The organism is Staphylococcus sp. McC-251-APC-3A2, from assembly GCF_009695665.1.
Lineage (GTDB): Bacteria > Bacillota > Bacilli > Staphylococcales > Staphylococcaceae > Staphylococcus > Staphylococcus cohnii.
In genome coordinates this window covers 878,582-897,223 of sequence record NZ_VUNO01000001.1, presented here as the reverse complement: position 1 = coordinate 897,223, position 18,642 = coordinate 878,582, and the positions used below count along the sequence as shown (strand labels likewise).

Genomic DNA, 18,642 nt, shown 5'->3' with positions numbered 1-18,642 from the left:
TCTTATGTTACAATTATCGTGAAAGCGAAATCATTAGTAACGAAAAAGAGGCGAAATGAATCATGACTGAGAATAATAATTTAGTTACTTCTACGCAACAAATTATTAAAGAAGCATTGCATAAATTGGGATTTGATGATGGGATGTATGATTTAGTAAAGGAACCATTAAGATTCCTTGAAGTACGCATTCCTGTACGTATGGATGATGGTACTGTTCAAACATTTAAAGGTTATCGTGCTCAACATAATGATGCTGTTGGACCAACAAAAGGTGGGGTACGTTTCCATCCAGACGTTGACGTTGAGGAAGTTAAAGCATTATCTATGTGGATGACATTAAAATGTGGTATCGTCGACTTGCCATATGGTGGCGGTAAAGGTGGCATCATCTGTGATCCTAGACAAATGAGTATACATGAAGTTGAACGTTTATCTCGTGGTTATGTGCGTGCGATATCTCAATTTGTTGGACCTACAAAAGATATCCCAGCACCAGACGTATTTACTAACTCACAAATCATGGCTTGGATGATGGATGAGTATAGTTCATTAGATAAATTTAATTCACCAGGGTTTATTACTGGTAAACCGATTGTATTAGGTGGATCACAAGGCAGAGATCGCTCTACAGCACTAGGTGTAGTAATTGCAATAGAACAAGCTGCTAAAAGAAGAGGTCTAGAATTGAAAGGTGCACGTATCGTTATTCAAGGATTTGGTAACGCGGGTAGTTTCTTATCTAAATTCCTATATGATATGGGAGCAAAAATTGTTGGTATTTCAGATGCTTACGGTGCATTACATGACCCAGATGGTCTTGATATCGACTATCTTTTAGATAGAAGAGATAGCTTTGGTACTGTAACAAATCTATTCGAGGAAACAATTTCTAATAAAGAATTGTTTGAACTTGATTGTGATATTCTTGTACCTGCAGCGATTGCTAATCAAATCACTGAAGACAATGCAAATGAAATTAAGGCTGATATAGTTGTTGAAGCGGCTAATGGCCCAACAACACCAGCTGGCACACGTATTTTAACTGAACGTGGTAAATTGCTTGTACCTGATGTGTTAGCAAGTGCAGGCGGCGTAACAGTTTCTTACTTCGAATGGGTACAAAATAATCAAGGTTATTATTGGACAGAAGAAGAAGTAAATACAAAATTGCGTGAAAAACTTATCACAGCCTTCGATACAATTTATGAGTTATCACAAAATAGAAAAATTGATATGCGCTTAGCAGCCTATATTGTGGGTATTAAACGTACTGCTGAAGCTGCACGTTATCGTGGTTGGGCTTAATTAAATATTTTAATTTGTAGAAAAAGAAGAAGTTCTTGTACGCAAGAACTTCTTCTTCTTTTTATTTTATTTATTTTTTTGTTCATCATCTTGAATCACTTGTTTATATAAATCAGGGTAATTTGTGAAAACACCATCTACCCCATATTGATTTAAGCGGTGCATATCAGCTTCATTATTAACGGTGAAAGGATGTACGAGCAGACCAGCCCTTTTAAGATTTTTAACATTTTGTTTTGTTAAATCTGTATATTCAGGGCCGACACCAATTGCGTATTGACGAATTTGATTAAAATCCTGTTGGGTTAAAGAGAGTAATTCACCTTTATCTAATAATCTGATTAACGGGACATTGCTATTTAACTGATGCAATTTACTTAAGCTTTCAGGTGAAAATGATTGTAATAAGACATGTCCTTGATTCAGTGATTGTTCATTAAGCATATTGTGGTTGTTTAGTGTTTTTAATACTGCTTCTTCCATCCCTGGGTAAACATCTGGTGATTTAGTTTCAATATAATAATTTGCATTTGTACCATAGCGTTCTAATATTTCATCTAATGTAGGGATTTTAGCACCTACATAATTTGAATTAGCATACTGAGGATTTGCGGCATTAAATTTACTTCCAGCATCTAATTGTTTCAGTTCCTTTAGTGTATATGAATCAACTCTACCAGTACCGTTTGTTGTTCTATCTACAGTTTCATCATGCATTGCAACTAGATGACCATCTTTAGTCATCTGAAGATCGATTTCGATATAAGAAGCACCCATAGCATTATAGCTTTTATCATATGAATAAAAAGTATGTTCTGGCGCATAGCCACTTGCACCTCTATGCGCGACCGTTGTATATTTCTCGCCCGTTAGATTTTGTGCTCTATTTGGATTATGTGAGTTATTATCCTTTTGGTTTGATGGTGTGGCATGTTGTTGTGTTTGAACATTGTGGTTATTTTCGTTAGCTGATGTTATAGATGTCGTTCCAATTAAAGTTAAAGATAACATTGCTATACTCGTGGATAGTACTTTTTTAAAATTTTGCAAGAATGGGTCACTCCTCGATATGTATTTACATATCAACCCTACAAAATAAAAGTGTGTTTGAGAATAACATTTACAGGATTAAAATTTAAGTTTTATAAAGTTAATATTTTTATAACAATATATTAAAACAATTAAAATCTTTCTAGTATAAATATAATAGGAAATATTATTTTTTGTATCACGCTATCTTCATATAAGACTCCAAATCAACAAAATAAACGTCAATTTCTATAGAAATTGACGTTTACATGTAGTTAAAGTTACTATGTTGGTGATTTAATTGTTTTATCTTTTTTAAAATTTTCAATAGCTAACTTAATCTCATCTCTAACACGTTGGAATTCTGACCACGATTTACCAGCTGGATCATCAAAACCCCAATGTTCTTTTTTGACATTTGGCGGTAATATTGGACAATTCTTATCTGCATCACTACATAATGTTACTACCAAATCTGCTTGCGCTAAGATCTCATTATCTATCAAATCTGATGTATGATTTGATAGATCAATATCTACTTCTTTCATAGCTTCTACAGCTTTAGAGTTGACACCATGTGTTTCAATACCAGCAGAATAGACATGCCACGTTTCACCTAATATATGCTTTCCCCAACCCTCAGCCATTTGGCTACGACATGAGTTTCCTGTACATATAAAATAAATTGTTTGTTTGTCCATTATAGATACCTCTTTTCTTAAAATATGATGAGTGTAAGGTATAAACCTAACAATGTTACAAATAATACTGGAATGGTAATGATAATACCTGTTCTAAAATATGTTCCCCATGAAATTTTTACACCTTTTTGTGTTAAAACATGTAGCCATAATAACGTTGCTAAAGAACCGATAGGAGTGATTTTAGGACCTAAGTCAGACCCTATAACATTCGCATAAATCATGCCTTCTTTCATCGTTCCTATTACATTAGATTGGCCAATAGCGATAGCATCTATTAATACAGTAGGCATATTGTTCATAATTGATGATAAAAAGGCTGATATAAAGCCCATACCCATGATACTGCTAAATAATCCATAACTTGAAACGTTGGATAATATATCTGCTAAAATTGTGGTGATACCAACGTTTTTTAATCCAAACACTACTAAATACATACCAATAGAAAATAGCACAATGTTCCAAGGTGCGCCTTTAATCACTTGCTTGGTATGAACTGCTTTAGATTTACGAGCTAAGAGCACAAAGATAAAAGCAATGATACCAGCAATAATTGATACAGGGATATGAATAAATTCACTTACAAGATAGCCAACGAGCAATATGGCTAATACAATCCATGAAATTTTGAATAATTTGGGATCTTTAATTGCATCTCTAGGCGTTGTAAGATTTTCAGTATCGAATGTTTTTGGTATAGATTTTCTAAAATAAAGCCACAACACGAGGATGCTAGCTATTAAAGAAAATATATTAGGGATTATCATACGACTAAAATATTCAATAAAGCCAATATCAAAGTAATCAGCAGAAACAATATTTACTAAATTACTTACAATTAAGGGCAATGATGTTGTATCAGCAATAAAACCACTGGCGATAATAAAAGGGAAAATCACTTTTTTATTAAATCCTAAATTTCTTACCATTGCTAATACGATAGGTGTTAAAATTAAAGCTGCGCCATCGTTGGCGAAAAATGCTGCTACTATGGACCCTAACAACATGATGAAAACAAACATTTTTAAGCCATTACCTTTTGAAGCTTTAACCATATGTATTGCAGACCATTCAAAAAATCCAATTTCATCTAATATTAATGAAATAAGAATAACAGCAACAAATGTTAATGTGGCGTTCCAAACAATGCCAGTTACTTCTATTACATCGGAAAAACTAACTACACCTGTAATAATAGCTATGATAGCCCCAGCCAAAGCCGTAATACCAATATCTAATCCTTTAGGTTGCCATATGACAAAAGTTAATGTTAAAAGAAAAATTATAATTGCTAAAATAGTCATGTTTAACACTCACCTGATTTCATATTTTTGCATACGCAGTGTTGGTTAGATGTGTTAATCATATTGAGACTTTGATTGATATCATCTAAAATAGCATGATTAAGCTGGTACATACGTTTATTGCCATTTTTGCGTGTATTTACTAACTCGTGATCTACTAATGACTTCATATGATGACTTAGTGTAGGTTGTGAGAATTGAAAATGTTCCAACAAATCACATGCACATAATTCACCACAAGAAAGTAAATCTAATATTTCTAATCTGCTTGAATCGGATAAAATTTTAAGCAATGCTGAAAGTCTTTTATAAGACATATGTATACCTCCTAAACACTAAATAGATTAACATCTATATAGAAATTCGTCTATATAGTTTTGAGCTAAATAGTAAAGGGGGGGATTGATTTTATTCAAAAATAGATGATGTTGAATAATTTATTAAACTTATACAAAGGTATATCGAGTAAAGTAAGTGAAATGTAATAAAGCGAAGCGGTTTGGATAGTGTAAAAAAGAGTCTGCGACAAAAAGTTTTGGACAAATGTGACGTATTTTGGCAAGACTCTTGTGGAAATAGGGCAAGCTGAAGACTACAGGCTGAAGCTGTCCCTTAAGAAAGCGAGCCATCAATAAGAAGTATTGAATAAAAAGGAGCACTCAGATGAATTGAATTAAATCATCTGAGTGCTATTTTTCTGAGATTTATGTCCCAGATTCTGTTATAAAGTTTTTTAATTTGTATCTTGTTGCTGCTTAATGACTGATAATTGGTGTTCCACAGCTGCTTGTCCAGTTGAGCCATAACTAATTCTACGGCTAACACAATTTTCTGGCTTTAAGAAATCATAAATATCTGCATCGATACTTGTATGCGCATTTTGATATTCTTCCAATGGCACATCTAATAAATAGACATTATGTTGAATTGACCATAGTACGATTTTCCCTACAATTTCATGTGCTGTTCTAAACGGAACTCCTTTATTGACTAGGTAATCTGCCAGTTCAGTAGCATTTGAAAAATCATTATAAACAGTTTGATGTAGACGATCGACATTCACAGTCATTGTATCTATCATACCTGCAAAAATACGCAAGGAACCTTTTATCGTGTGAACAGCATCAAACAAGCCTTCTTTGTCTTCTTGCATATCTTTGTTATATGCTAAGGGTAAACCTTTGAGCGTCATTAATATGCTCATTAGGTTTCCTGTCGTACGTCCTACTTTACCTCTTATTAACTCTGCCATGTCAGGGTTTTTCTTTTGAGGCATGATTGACGAGCCTGTTGAAAACGCATCCGATAAAGTTACAAAATTGGCTTCTGCTGATGACCAAAAGATAATTTCTTCAGCAAAACGCGATAAATGTATCATTGTTAATGATATGTTATGCAATGTTTCTACAATATAATCTCTATCGCTTACAGCATCTATACTGTTTTCGTAAACAGAATTGAAATTCAATAAAGATTGCGTTTCATGACGATCGATTGGATAAGTCGTTCCACTTAGTGCAGCAGCGCCAAGTGGGGAAATATCGATACGCTTCAAACTATCCTGAAAACGCGATTTATCTCTATCTAACATCCAGTAATAAGTTAGTATATGGTGTGCAAATGAAATGGGCTGCGCTCTTTGTAAATGCGTATAACCTGGCATAATTGTATTGACATGTTGTTCTGCGATATTGACGATGGTTTGTTGCAAATCATTGACGAGCTCAATAATCTGAGTAACTTCATCTTTTGTATATAAGTGCATATCAGTAGCGACTTGATCATTTCTGCTACGTCCTGTATGCAATCTACCACCTGCATCACCGATACGTTTAATTAATTCATGTTCGATGTTGAGATGAATATCTTCTAAAGAAACATCGAACGTTAAATTTCCTTGTTCATAATCATTTAAAATCGCTGTTAAACCATTAACTATTTGCTTACAGTCTTCATCAGTTATGATATCTTGTTTGGCTAGCATTTTAGCGTGAGCAATACTTCCTTGCACATCATATTGAATGAGTGTTTTATCAAAGTGAATGGAGGCATTAAATTCATCGACCCAATCTTCGGGCTGCTCACTAAATCTTCCTCCCCAAGCTTTATTACTCATCTAAGTAACCACCATGTAACATAGAATTAACTTTTGTAGGTAAACCAAAGATATCAATAAAACCGACTGCAGATTCTTGATTAAATGCATCTTCCTTAGTATAAGTAGCTAATTTTTCGTTATATAGTGTATGAGGTGATTTTCTGCCGTTTACAACAGCACTGCCTTTAAATAATTTAATACGTACATCACCAGAAACGAATTTTTGTGTACTATCCACAAAAGCTTTTAAGCTATCTGTTAGTGGAGAGAACCAAAGACCATTGTATGTTTGTTCCGAAAATTGTTTTTCAATAACAGGTTTAAAATGAGCTACATCTTTAGTTAAAGTAATCGTTTCAAGTGCTTTGTGTGCTTTCATTATGACTTCTGCTGCAGGCGTTTCGTATACTTCTCTTGATTTAATACCAACGAGTCTATTTTCCACATGATCAATTCTACCAATGCCATGTTTACCAGCTAATTTGTTTAAATCTAAAATTAATTGACTTAACTTATAAGATTTACCATTTAAAGCGATAGGTAAGCCTTGTTCGAACGTAAGTACGATCTCATCAGCTTCGTCAGGTGTATCTTCAATTTCATTTGTTAAGTCAAATGCATCTTTAGGTGGTGCGGCATATGGATCTTCTAAAATACCACATTCATTACTTCTTCCCCATAGATTTTGATCAATAGAATACGGAGAATCATGTTGGATAGGTACTGGAATATTATGTTTGATTGCATAATCAATTTCTTCTTCACGGCTCCAAGCCCATTCTCTCACTGGAGCAAATACTTTTAACTCTGGGTCTAACGCTTTTATCGCGACTTCAAAACGAACTTGGTCATTACCTTTTCCGGTACAACCATGTGCAATACCTACTGCATTTGTTTTACTTGCAATTTCAACCAATTTTTTTGAAATTAAAGGTCTTGATAATGCGGAGACTAGGGGATATGTGCCTTCATACATCAAATTGCCTTTGATTGCATATGAAACAAAATCTTCACTGAATTCTTCAGTGGCATCAATAATATGACATTCAATTGCTCCCATATCTAAAGCTTTTTGATGAACTAGGTCTAAGTCCTTACCTTCACCAACATCCAAGCAGCAAGCAACGATATCATAGCCTTTATCTATCAACCATTTTACTGCCACACTTGTATCTAAACCGCCGGAATATGCTAAAACTATTTTTTCCTTCATATATTACACCTCAATTGAATTTTTTAATATGTTGTTTATAAATTTGATATTAGTAAGTATAGCAGAAGAATTATGAAAATAAAACCATTTTTATACATAATTATGCAAATTGTAGAAATTTCTTACAATTTAAATTTTACTTATAGTACTTATTTATAGGTTTGTTTGAGATTTTGTCGGATTTATAGAAATGTATATATTTATGAATATATAATTAGATGTTCTGTTTGTTATATAATAAAAGAATAAGCTAAAATATTTATAAAAAATCTTGTTTTATAGGCTAGTTGTTTGAATAGTCAAAATAAACTTAGTAAAATATATATGAAATCAAAAACACTGGAGGCAATTTAGATGACTCATATTCAATTAGATTATGGTAAAACTTTAGAATTTTTCGGCGAACATGAATTACAGCAACAAAAAGATATTGTTAAATCAATTCATAATACAATTCATGAAGGAACAGGTGCTGGTAGTGACTTCTTAGGTTGGATTGATTTACCTATTAATTATGATAGAGAAGAGTTTTCACGTATTTTAGAAGCTTCTAAACGTGTTAAAAAAAATTCAGATGTATTTGTAGTGATTGGTATTGGTGGTTCATATTTAGGTGCACGTGCTGCAATTGAAATGTTAACACCAGCTTTTAGAAATAGTGATGAATATCCTGAAATTGTCTTTGTAGGTAATCATTTATCTTCGACATATACACAAGAACTAATTCATTATTTAGACGGTAAAGATTTTTCAGTTAATGTTATTTCTAAATCTGGTACAACAACAGAACCAGCAGTTTCATTCAGACTATTTAAACAAATCTTAGAAAATAAATATGGTAAAGAAGAGGCCAAACAGCGTATTTTTGCAACTACTGATAAAGAAAAAGGTGCTTTAAAACAATTAGCAACAAATGAAGGCTATGAAACGTTTGTAGTTCCTGATGATATTGGTGGTCGTTACTCCGTTTTAACAGCAGTAGGCTTATTACCAATAGCTGTTGCAGGTATTGATATTGAAGCTATGATGGGCGGTGCTGCTAAAGCTAGAGAAGAGCTTTCTTCTGAAAACCTAGAAGATAATATTGCTTATCAATACGCCAGTATTCGTAATATTTTATATGCAAAAGGCTATGACACTGAAATGTTAATAAACTATGAACCTTCAATGCAATATTTCAACGAGTGGTGGAAACAATTATTTGGTGAATCAGAAGGTAAAGATTACAAGGGCATCTATCCATCCAGTGCAAACTATACAACTGATTTACACTCACTTGGACAATATGTACAAGAGGGCCGTCGTTTCTTATTCGAAACGGTTGTCAAAGTAAATACACCGAAACATAACATTACTATTGAAGAAGATAGTGAAAACTTAGATGGATTAAATTATTTAGCAGGCAAAACAATTGATGAAGTGAACACTAAAGCCTTTGAAGGTACTTTATTAGCACATACTGATGGAGGCGTACCGAATGTAGTGATTAATGTTCCTCAATTAGATGAAGAAACATTTGGTTATCTTGTTTATTTCTTTGAAATGGCTTGTGCGATGAGTGGCTACCAACTTGGAGTCAATCCGTTTAACCAACCAGGCGTAGAAGCATATAAACAAAATATGTTCGCGTTATTAGGTAAGCCAGGTTTTGAAGATAAAAAAGAAGCATTAGAAAAACGTTTATAATTTTATCTATTTATTAATTTAAAAAATGACTGACAAAATGATTTCCGCACTAATCAGGCGGGAATCATTTTTTGTATGTGCCTTATTTTATCAATGCACATCATCATTTCTGTGAGATGTCATTAACCTTTTTGGTACTTGAGACTGATATTTGTACAAAAGCATACATAATTGTTTTAAAATCGCTATAATACACTTATAATTATCGTTGACTAACAATGGTAGGGACTGATGAAATGACTCAAGAACAAGTGCAGTATTGGTTTGATTTATTTGGCAGTTTAGGTTATATCGTAGGGTTTTTATTGCCTTTTATTGAAGCTTTTATCCCAGTACTACCTATTATTGTATTTGTGATTGTTAATGTGAATGCGTTCGGATTGTGGATGGGAACATTATTAGCATGGTTGGGTACTGTTTTAGGGAGCTATCTTGTATTTTTAGGCTTCCGCAGATTGAACCATATACGTTATATGAAAAAACTACAGCAACGTACCTCAGTTCAGAGGTTAATTCATTTTATAGATAGAAAAGGGGTTATCCCTATTTTTATCCTATTATGTTTTCCATTTACACCAAGTGCATTAGTGAACTTGGTAGTAAGCCTGTCGCATATCAGAGCACACGTTTATCTTGTAGTATTGTTCAGTTCGAAATTGGTAATGATCGGTTTGATTGGATGGTTAGGTAATGATATTACGACACTATTTACAGAGCCGTTAAGGTTGATTATCATTATTATTGTTATTATTGTCGTTTGGTTTATAGGTAGAAAACTTGAACGATATTTTATGCATTCTCCAGAGGAGTGACAATTTGGGTAAGATAGTAAAACATTTGATTTCTATAATATTTGCGATTATTATTGTAATATTGATTCAGACTTTTATTGTTACAGGAGCAGTTATACAAGATAAAAGTATGACGCCGACGTTGAAACAAAACGATCGTGTGATTGTTAATAAAATCAAAACAACTTTTAACATGTTAAAGCTAAACGATATCATCATGTACCATAAAGGTGACGATGTACATATTGGTAGAATTATCGGGAAGCCCGGCCAATCTATAACCTTTAAAAATAATCAATTGTATAGAGATGACAGACAAGTAGATGAAAGGTATACTGAGTCAAGTATTGATGATTTGTCCCTCAGAAATATTAAAGGTTCTGAAGGAGATGTTATTCCACCAGACGAATATTTTGTACTGAATGATAATCGTGAAATAAAAAATGATTCTAGAACAGAAGGCTTTGTTCGACAAGAAGACATTATTGGTGATGTAAGTTTAAGGTATTACCCTTTAAGCAACTTCACAGTAAACTTTAAATAAATAGACGAGGTGTAAAAAGTGAAAAAAGAAATACTAGAATGGATTGTGTCAATTGTTGTCGCAGTAGCGTTAGTATTATTGATTACAAATTTTGTTGCAAAATCATACACAGTCAAAGGGGATTCTATGGATCCAACCTTAAAAGATGGTGAACGTGTAGTTGTAAATATGATTGGTCAAAAATTAGGACATTTAGAAAAGGGAAATGTCATTGTATTCCATGCTAATAAAGAACAAGATTATGTAAAACGTATCATTGGTACGTCTGGAGATAACATTGAATATAAAAAAGACCAATTATATGTTAATGGTAAAAAAGTTGATGAACCTTATTTAGATTACAATGAAAAACATAAACTAGGTGAATATATTACAGGTACTTATAAAACAAAAGAAATCAATCAAGTTGATGGTAAAAACAAAATTCCAGAAGGGAAATTGTTAGTATTAGGTGATAATCGTGAAGTAAGTAAAGATAGTCGTTCATTTGGTTTAATTGATGAAGATAAGGTAGTAGGTAAAGTTTCGTTTAGATATTGGCCACTAAATAAAATGACATTTGGATTTAATCCAGATGTCAGTTATGAATAGATAATATATAGAAAAAACCTGAGACATACAAATGTCTCAGGTTTTTTCTATATAGAACGATTGTACAATTTGTGGTTTGTTAACCGTTTGAGAAATGTTTTATAAACATGAAAACAATACAGTACTTAATTAATATATATGAACTTAAATGTAGGTAAATCACATAGACTAATAAACAAAGTACAATGCTTAATATGTTAAAATATAAATCAAAGGAGTTGTTGTATGCAATGGAATTCAATGCTTATATTGGGAGAGCTGGCACTGGTAAATCATACAGTGTAATAGAAGAAATAAAAACGAAAATGAAACAAAATCCATTAGGGGATCCTATTATATTAATCGCACCTACCCAAAACACTTTTCAGTTAGAACAAGCTTTCGTAAACGATCCATTATTATATGGTAGTTTGAGAACTGAAGTGCTCCATTTTGAACGATTAAGTCATCGTGTTTTTCAAGAAGTTGGAGGATTAACAGAACAACAGTTATCCAAAGTTGGTACTGAAATGATGATTTATGACATTATTCAACAACATCAGTCACAGTTAAAATTGTATCAATCACAAGTGAAATACTATGGTTTCAGTGAAAAATTATATGAACAAATACAAGATTTTAAGAAATATGCGGTTTCACCACAACATATTGAAGAGTATATAGCAACCAATCATTTACAAACGAGAACTAAGCATAAATTAGAAGACATTGCATTAATATATAAACAATTGGAAGATAGAATTCGTGGTGAATATGTTTCTACTGAGGATAGTTTGCAACGATTTATTGAGGTGATGAATCAGTCTGAATGGTTGCAACGTGCTGAGATTTACATTGATGGATTTCATAACTTTTCTACAATCGAATATCAAATCATTCGGTCATTAGTTCAAAATACTAAAAAAGTTACGGTTGCTTTAACTACTGATGGAGATAAAGATGTTTTTAGTTTATTTAGAAAGCCATCAGAATCTTTAACACATATGCAAGATATTGCAAGTGAATTAAATATTGATTTAAATATTAAGCAATTTTATCAACAACAAAGATTCATTCACGATGATTTAAAACATTTGGAACAAAACTTTAATGCATTGCAATTTGAACCCATTGCGTCAAAAGGACACATCTCTATCATAGAATCATCAGTGATGCGAGAAGAAATAAATGAAGTTGCAAGACGCATTCTAAAAGAAAATCGTGAATTGGGTAGACGGTTTCAAGATATTGCTATTTTATATAGAGATGAGACATACGCATATTTAATGGAATCTATTTTACCCCAATATGACATCCCGTATAATATTGACGTCAAGTCATCAATGACACATCATCCTATAATGGAAATGTTCCGTTCATTAATTGAAGTACTTCAGACAAATTGGAACTTTGAACCGCTCATGCGTTTGTTTAAAACAAATATTTTAACTAAAAAATTTAAAGACAGCCAATACTTAATTGATATTTTAGAAAATTTTGTATTAGAACGTGGTATTTATGGAAAACGTTGGATAGATGATAAATATTTCCAAATTGAACAATTTAGAAAAATGGGTTTAAAACGACAACCTTTAACAGAAGAAGAACGTGAAACATTTGAGAGGGTCATCCAATTAAAAGTAGATGTGATAGATAAAATTATGCGCTTTGAAAATCAAATGGCTAATGCAACAACAGCTGTTGATTTTGCAACGGCATTTTACGAAGCAATCGAATCATTTGATTTACCGAGCCAGTTAATGACAGAACGTGATACGTTAGACACTGAAGGCGAACACCGTAAAGCAGAAGAAATTGATCAAATATGGCACGGTTTTATTCAAACATTAGATGATTTAGTGACAGTATTTGGTACTCAAGATTTAACAAAAAGTAGATTTTTAGAGTTGTTAGATATTGGTTTGGATCAATTGGAATTTGTAATGATTCCTCAAACACTTGATCAAGTTAGCATTGGTACCATGGACCTAGCAAAAGTTGATAATAAGCAGCATGTGTATTTAGTTGGTGTAAATGACGGTATTTTACCTCAGACTGTTAGTGCTTCAGGCTTAATTACAGATGAAGAGAAAAAATACTTCGAAGAACAATCTGCGATTGAATTAAGTCCAACATCAGACATATTACAAATGGATGAAGCATTTGTATGCTATATTGCTATGACGAGAGGACGTTCAGAAGTGACATTCTCGTATTCATTAATGGGCGCAAGTGGAGATGAAAAAGAAGCAAGTCCATTTTTAAGTCAAATTCAGCAACTGTTTACAAATCTTGAAGTACAAAACATCCATCGTCAACATCAAGCAAATCCACTAACATTAATGGAACATCCACATCAAACAAAAATTGCATTATTTGAATCACTCAAAGCGTGGCTTGATGAAGAAATTGTCGCAGATACATGGTTAGATACATATCAAGTTATGAGAGATGATGAGAAATTAAATACGGGACTTAGTTATTTATTATCAGCACTCACTTACGATAATAAAACAGTACAATTAAGTGAAGCATTATCAAAAGATTTATATGGTACGACCATTAATGCTAGCGTATCACGTTTTGAAGGGTATCAATCATGTCCATTCAAACACTTTGCTTCACATGGTTTACGACTTAATGAACGTACAAAATATAAACTAGAAAACTTTGATTTAGGTGATATATTCCATCAAGTATTAAAATTTATCTCTGAAAAAATTAATGGTGACTTCAAAAATTTAAACGTAAAGCAAATTCAAAAATTAACGAGTGACGCATTATCTGAAATTCTCCCAGAGATACAATTTAATTTATTAAATTCAACAGCTTATTATCGCTATTTGTCACAGCGCATAGGTTCAATAGTAGAAACAACTTTAACTGCGTTAAAATATCAAGGTAGTTACAGTAAATTTACGCCGCAACGCTTTGAAGCTAGCTTCAGAAAAAAACCAAGGGACAATCAAGAGCTATATGCTCAGCCTTTACAAACAACACAAGGGGTTCCTATCAATATTCGAGGACAAATTGACCGGATAGATACGTATAACCATGGAGATGAAAGTTTTGTAAATATTATTGATTATAAATCTTCAAAATATAGTGGAACTTTAGATTTAACAAAAGTCTATTATGGTATGCAAATGCAAATGATGACCTATATGGATATTGTATTACAAAATAAATCTAGACTCGGGCTAACTAATATGACTAAACCAGGTGGGTTATTGTATTTTCATGTTCATGAACCACGTATAAAACTTGCTTGGAATGAATTAAATGAGACGAAAAGAGATTTAGAATTTATTCAATCTTTTAAATTAAGTGGCTTATTAAATAGTGATGAAGCAGTATTAGACGCTTTCGATACTCGAATAGAACCAAGCTATAATTCAGATATTGTACCTTTAGGTTTGAAAAAAGACGGTGGTATTAAGTCTAATAGTAAAGTTGCGGACGAAAAGACTATTTACAAATTAATCCAGCATAATAAACAAAATTTTATAGAAACAGCATCTAATATTATGGACGGTCATACAGAAGTAGCACCCATGAAATATAATCAAACACTGCCATGTGATTTCTGTAGCTATAAACCAGTCTGTCATGTTGATGGCATGATTGATAGTAAACGCTATAGAACTGTAGATGAAACAATTAACCCAATTGAAGCGATACAAAATTTGGAGTTAGAAAGTGAGGAAGAAGAATGATAAGTGAGATTCCTGTAAAACCAGCTGATACAAGGTGGACCGATAATCAGTGGAAAAGTATCTTTGCAAAAGATCAAGATATACTTGTAGCAGCAGCTGCAGGCTCTGGTAAAACAGCGGTCTTAGTTGAACGTATCATTCAACGCATTCTTAGAGATAAAATCGACGTAGATCGTTTATTAGTCGTAACATTTACTAATGCTAGTGCAAGAGAAATGAAGCAACGCGTAGACCAACGTATTCAAGAAGCATTTATTGAATCACCTGATAATACACATCTAAAGAATCAACGCATTAAAATTCATCAAGCTCAAATTTCTACACTTCACAGTTTTTGTTTAAAGTTAATTCAGCAACATTACGATGTATTAGATATTGATCCAAACTTTAAAACAAGTGGTGAAGCGGAAAATATTTTGCTACTTGAACAAACCATTGATGAAGTTTTAGAACAACATTACGATATATTAGATCCTCATTTTGTTGATTTGACTGAACAATTGTCTTCAGATAGAAATGATGAGCAACTTAGAGATATTGTAAAAAAAATGTATTTCTTTAGTGTTGCTAATCCCGATCCTTTGAATTGGTTAAGTCATCTTTCAACACCATATAAAGATAAAGCACAACAGGAAGCATTATTAAAATTGCTTAATGAGTTGGCTATGATATTTATGGAGTCAGCGTTAGAGTCATTAAATAAAAGTTATGATTTATTTATGATGCTTGAGCAAGTAGATAAGCAAATTGCAGTTATCGAAAAAGAACAACAATTTTTAGCTAAAGCTATGGAAAATGGCCATATAAATCATGAAACAATCGTGCAACACGAATTCGAAAAAACATTTCCTCGAAAAGATAAAAAGATTAAAGAAGCGAATGAAATGATGATAGATGCTTATGACGATGGTAAAGCATATTATGATAATTATAAAAAATTAGTGTCAAAAGTTAAAAATGATTATTTTTCAAGATCTTCAGAAAATCTAAAAGCAGATATGCAACGTTTAGCACCTAGAGTAGCTTATCTTAGTCTTATTACCAAAGATGTCATAACACTTTTTAATCAAAAAAAACGCAGTCGAAATATTTTAGATTTCTCAGATTATGAACATTTTGCTTTGAAAATTTTAACAAATGATGATGGTTCACCTTCAATCATTGCACAAGCTTATCGTGAACAGTTCGAAGAAATATTAGTAGATGAATATCAAGACACAAACAGAGTACAAGAAAAGATTTTGTCTTGTATTAAACGTGGTGCAGAACATGATGGCAACTTATTTATGGTAGGGGACGTAAAACAGTCGATCTATAAATTTAGACAAGCAGATCCTAGTTTGTTTATCGAAAAATATAATCGCTTTACTGAAGATGGTTCATCATATGGTTTACGTATAGATTTATCTCAAAATTTCCGTTCAAGATTAGAAGTGTTAACAACAACTAATTACTTATTTAAACATATGATGGATGAATCTGTAGGAGAGATTAACTATGATGATGCAGCACAATTGTATTATGGAGCTCCCTTTGACAACAAGCCACATGATGTGAATTTAAATATGTTAGTAGAAGATGCATCTTCTGATTTAAATGGTTCAGAACAAGAAGCAGAATACATTGTGCAACAAGTTGAAAAAATAATGAATAATCATGAAATCTATGATATTAAAACACAACAATATCGAAAGCCTAATTACAAAGATATCGTTATTTTAGAAAGGTCATATGGGCAAGCGCGAAAAATACAACAAGCATTTAAAGATCATAATATTCCGTTTCATGTGAATAGTAAGGAAGGCTATTTTGAACAAACAGAAGTACAATTGATATTGTCCTTTTTAAGAACAATTGACAACCCGTTACAAGATATTTATTTAGTTGGTTTAATGCGTTCCGTTATTTATCAATTTACAGAAGATGAATTATCAAACATTAGAGTGTTTAGTCCTCATGATGATTATTTTTACCAATCTATACAACATTATATGGATAATGATGTTGCCAATAAAAAACTAGTCAAAAAATTAAAATCATTTTTAAATGATATAGCTATGTATCAAGACTACAGTCAAAATCATCCTGTATATCAACTTATTGATAAATTTTACAATGATCATTATGTTATTCAATATTTTAGTGGACTTATTGGCGGCAAAGGTCGACGTGCGAATTTATATGGATTGTTTAATAAAGCAGTAGAATTTGAAAATTCTAGTTTTCGCGGCTTATATCAATTTATTCGGTTTATTGATGAACTTATGGATCGCGGAAAAGATTTCGGCGAAGAAAATATTATAGGTCCTAATGACGATGTTGTGCGAATGATGACAATTCATAGTAGTAAAGGGTTAGAGTTTCCATTTGTTATTTACTCTGGTTTATCACGTAAATTTAGAAGAGACGATTTACACAAACCTGTAATTCTAAACCAAAATTATGGACTTGGTATGACGTATTACGATGTTGAGTCAAATTTAGCGTATCCGTCATTATCTTCAGTCACTTTGAAAGCAATCGCAGAAAAAGAAATGGTTTCAGAAGAGATGAGATTGATTTATGTGGCATTGACGCGTGCTAAGGAACAATTATTTTTGATCGGTCGTGTTAAAGATGAGAAAGAATTAACACAACTTGAGCAGGTTTCTGTCTCGGAAACACATTTACCAGTAAGTTATAGAATTACAGCTCAAAGACCGATTGATATGATATATCCAATATTAGCAAAATATCAATCATCGTCATTACCAAGTGAAATGCGATTCGAGCAATCGATAGATGATATTGATGCTACGATGAAACCTTATGTGAAATTGACTACAGAATTTTATGAAGATGTTGCTTCAGAACAAGTTATTTCAGATAGTGAACAGCGAACTGTTAGTGACATTGAGAATATGAATAGTGGCAATGACACCTTAAAAACACAAATACATCAACAATTAAGTTACGTCTATCCATATCAGGAAGCCATGGTAAAACCTTCAAAACAGTCTGTTTCTGAATTAAAACGACAATTAGAAACGGAACAAGCGGATACAAATTATGATAGAGTTCGACAGTATCGTATTGGTACTACTGCATACGAAAGACCTGCATTTTTAAGTCATCAAACTAAAAGAAAAGCAAATGAAGTTGGGACATTAATGCATACAGTAATGCAGCATTTGCCTTTTAAACAAGAAAGGTTAACTTCAGAAGAAATTGAAGCATTGGTTGAGCAGTTAATTGTTAAATCTATCATTCCTAAAGATGCAAAAGCTGATATTCAATTTGAAGATATTCATAAATTTGTTGAAAGCGATTTGTATCTTACGATAGCGCAAAGTGATTATATTTATCGAGAATTACCTTTCGTTGTTAATCAAGCAAAGGTAGACCAGTTGCAAGATGTAGAAACAGATGCATCAATTATTCAAGGGATGATTGATTTGATTTTTATTACAGATGATCAATATTACTTCGTTGATTATAAAACAGATGCTTTTAATAGACGTTTGCATATGTCAGATGAAGAAGTCGGAAATCAATTACGCACCCGTTATAAAATACAAATGGAATATTATAGAAACACCTTACAGACCATCCTTGGTGAATCTGTTAAAGGCTATCTATATTTCTTTAAGTTTGGTCAACTTTCAATAGATGATAAGTCGATAAAATAATGCTTTGATAAA

At 32.4% G+C, this 18,642-nt stretch carries 13 protein-coding genes; 7 read left to right on the top strand and 6 right to left on the bottom strand.

Annotated features, from left to right (window positions below; genetic code table 11):
• The first annotated feature begins 62 nt into the window (after positions 1–62).
• On the top strand, positions 63–1,307 hold the full coding sequence (locus tag FYJ81_RS04275) for a Glu/Leu/Phe/Val family dehydrogenase (protein ID WP_107384486.1): 1,245 nt from the start codon (positions 63–65) through the stop codon (positions 1,305–1,307).
• A gap of 66 nt (positions 1,308–1,373) precedes the next feature.
• On the opposite strand, the gene FYJ81_RS04270 is transcribed toward FYJ81_RS04275, so the two are convergent.
• The 6 genes from FYJ81_RS04270 to FYJ81_RS04240 form a co-directional block, all read right to left on the bottom strand.
• On the bottom strand, positions 1,374–2,357 hold the full coding sequence (locus FYJ81_RS04270) for a glycerophosphodiester phosphodiesterase (RefSeq protein ID WP_154409342.1): 984 nt from the start codon (positions 2,355–2,357) through the stop codon (positions 1,374–1,376).
• Positions 2,358–2,620: 263 nt separating this feature from the next.
• Complete coding sequence (gene arsC, locus FYJ81_RS04265; RefSeq protein ID WP_154409341.1) at positions 2,621–3,037, bottom strand: arsenate reductase (thioredoxin); 417 nt, start codon at positions 3,035–3,037, stop codon at positions 2,621–2,623.
• Positions 3,038–3,054: 17 nt separating this feature from the next.
• Positions 3,055–4,344 carry an arsenite efflux transporter membrane subunit ArsB gene (gene arsB / locus FYJ81_RS04260; RefSeq protein WP_107384483.1) on the bottom strand — a complete coding sequence of 430 codons (1,290 nt, stop codon included), beginning with the start codon at positions 4,342–4,344 and terminating at the stop codon, positions 3,055–3,057.
• Positions 4,345–4,346: 2 nt separating this feature from the next.
• Positions 4,347–4,661, bottom strand: coding sequence for an ArsR/SmtB family transcription factor (locus tag FYJ81_RS04255; RefSeq protein ID WP_154409340.1), 315 nt, complete (start codon positions 4,659–4,661; stop codon positions 4,347–4,349).
• A 416-nt stretch (positions 4,662–5,077) separates the two neighbouring features.
• A complete protein-coding gene (gene argH / locus FYJ81_RS04245) occupies positions 5,078–6,460 on the bottom strand; it encodes an argininosuccinate lyase (RefSeq protein WP_107504538.1) in 1,383 nt (460 codons plus the stop codon).
• A complete protein-coding gene (locus tag FYJ81_RS04240) occupies positions 6,453–7,655 on the bottom strand; it encodes an argininosuccinate synthase (protein WP_107384479.1) in 1,203 nt (400 codons plus the stop codon). The genes argH and FYJ81_RS04240 overlap by 8 nt, the downstream gene beginning before the upstream one ends.
• A gap of 354 nt (positions 7,656–8,009) precedes the next feature.
• On the opposite strand from FYJ81_RS04240, the gene FYJ81_RS04235 reads away from it, so the two are divergent.
• From FYJ81_RS04235 to addA, 6 genes are all read left to right on the top strand, one after another.
• Positions 8,010–9,341: a glucose-6-phosphate isomerase gene (locus FYJ81_RS04235; protein ID WP_107386134.1), complete on the top strand. Its 1,332-nt coding sequence runs from the start codon at positions 8,010–8,012 to the stop codon at positions 9,339–9,341.
• Between the two features lie 236 nt (positions 9,342–9,577).
• Positions 9,578–10,153 carry a TVP38/TMEM64 family protein gene (locus FYJ81_RS04230; RefSeq protein WP_154409338.1) on the top strand — a complete coding sequence of 192 codons (576 nt, stop codon included), beginning with the start codon at positions 9,578–9,580 and terminating at the stop codon, positions 10,151–10,153.
• A gap of 4 nt (positions 10,154–10,157) precedes the next feature.
• Positions 10,158–10,676 carry a signal peptidase I gene (gene lepB, locus FYJ81_RS04225; protein ID WP_107384476.1) on the top strand — a complete coding sequence of 173 codons (519 nt, stop codon included), beginning with the start codon at positions 10,158–10,160 and terminating at the stop codon, positions 10,674–10,676.
• Positions 10,677–10,694: 18 nt separating this feature from the next.
• A complete protein-coding gene (gene lepB / locus FYJ81_RS04220; protein ID WP_107384475.1) occupies positions 10,695–11,267 on the top strand; it encodes a signal peptidase I in 573 nt (190 codons plus the stop codon).
• Positions 11,268–11,497: 230 nt separating this feature from the next.
• Positions 11,498–14,962: a helicase-exonuclease AddAB subunit AddB gene (gene addB / locus FYJ81_RS04215; RefSeq protein ID WP_154409337.1), complete on the top strand. Its 3,465-nt coding sequence runs from the start codon at positions 11,498–11,500 to the stop codon at positions 14,960–14,962.
• Positions 14,959–18,630 (top strand): helicase-exonuclease AddAB subunit AddA, encoded by a 3,672-nt coding sequence (gene addA, locus FYJ81_RS04210; protein WP_107386137.1) that lies wholly within the window; start codon positions 14,959–14,961, stop codon positions 18,628–18,630. Before addB ends, addA begins: the two co-directional genes overlap by 4 nt.
• Positions 18,631–18,642 lie beyond the last annotated feature (12 nt).

Coding starts and splice junctions, on each gene's coding strand:
- FYJ81_RS04275 (WP_107384486.1), top strand. CDS start 63: ATGACTGAGAATAATAATTTAGTTACTTCTACGCAACAAATTATTAAA.
- arsC (WP_154409341.1), bottom strand. CDS start 3,037: ATGGACAAACAAACAATTTATTTTATATGTACAGGAAACTCATGTCGT.
- arsB (WP_107384483.1), bottom strand. CDS start 4,344: ATGACTATTTTAGCAATTATAATTTTTCTTTTAACATTAACTTTTGTC.
- FYJ81_RS04255 (WP_154409340.1), bottom strand. CDS start 4,661: ATGTCTTATAAAAGACTTTCAGCATTGCTTAAAATTTTATCCGATTCA.
- argH (WP_107504538.1), bottom strand. CDS start 6,460: ATGAGTAATAAAGCTTGGGGAGGAAGATTTAGTGAGCAGCCCGAAGAT.
- FYJ81_RS04240 (WP_107384479.1), bottom strand. CDS start 7,655: ATGAAGGAAAAAATAGTTTTAGCATATTCCGGCGGTTTAGATACAAGT.
- FYJ81_RS04235 (WP_107386134.1), top strand. CDS start 8,010: ATGACTCATATTCAATTAGATTATGGTAAAACTTTAGAATTTTTCGGC.
- FYJ81_RS04230 (WP_154409338.1), top strand. CDS start 9,578: ATGACTCAAGAACAAGTGCAGTATTGGTTTGATTTATTTGGCAGTTTA.
- addB (WP_154409337.1), top strand. CDS start 11,498: ATGGAATTCAATGCTTATATTGGGAGAGCTGGCACTGGTAAATCATAC.
- addA (WP_107386137.1), top strand. CDS start 14,959: ATGATAAGTGAGATTCCTGTAAAACCAGCTGATACAAGGTGGACCGAT.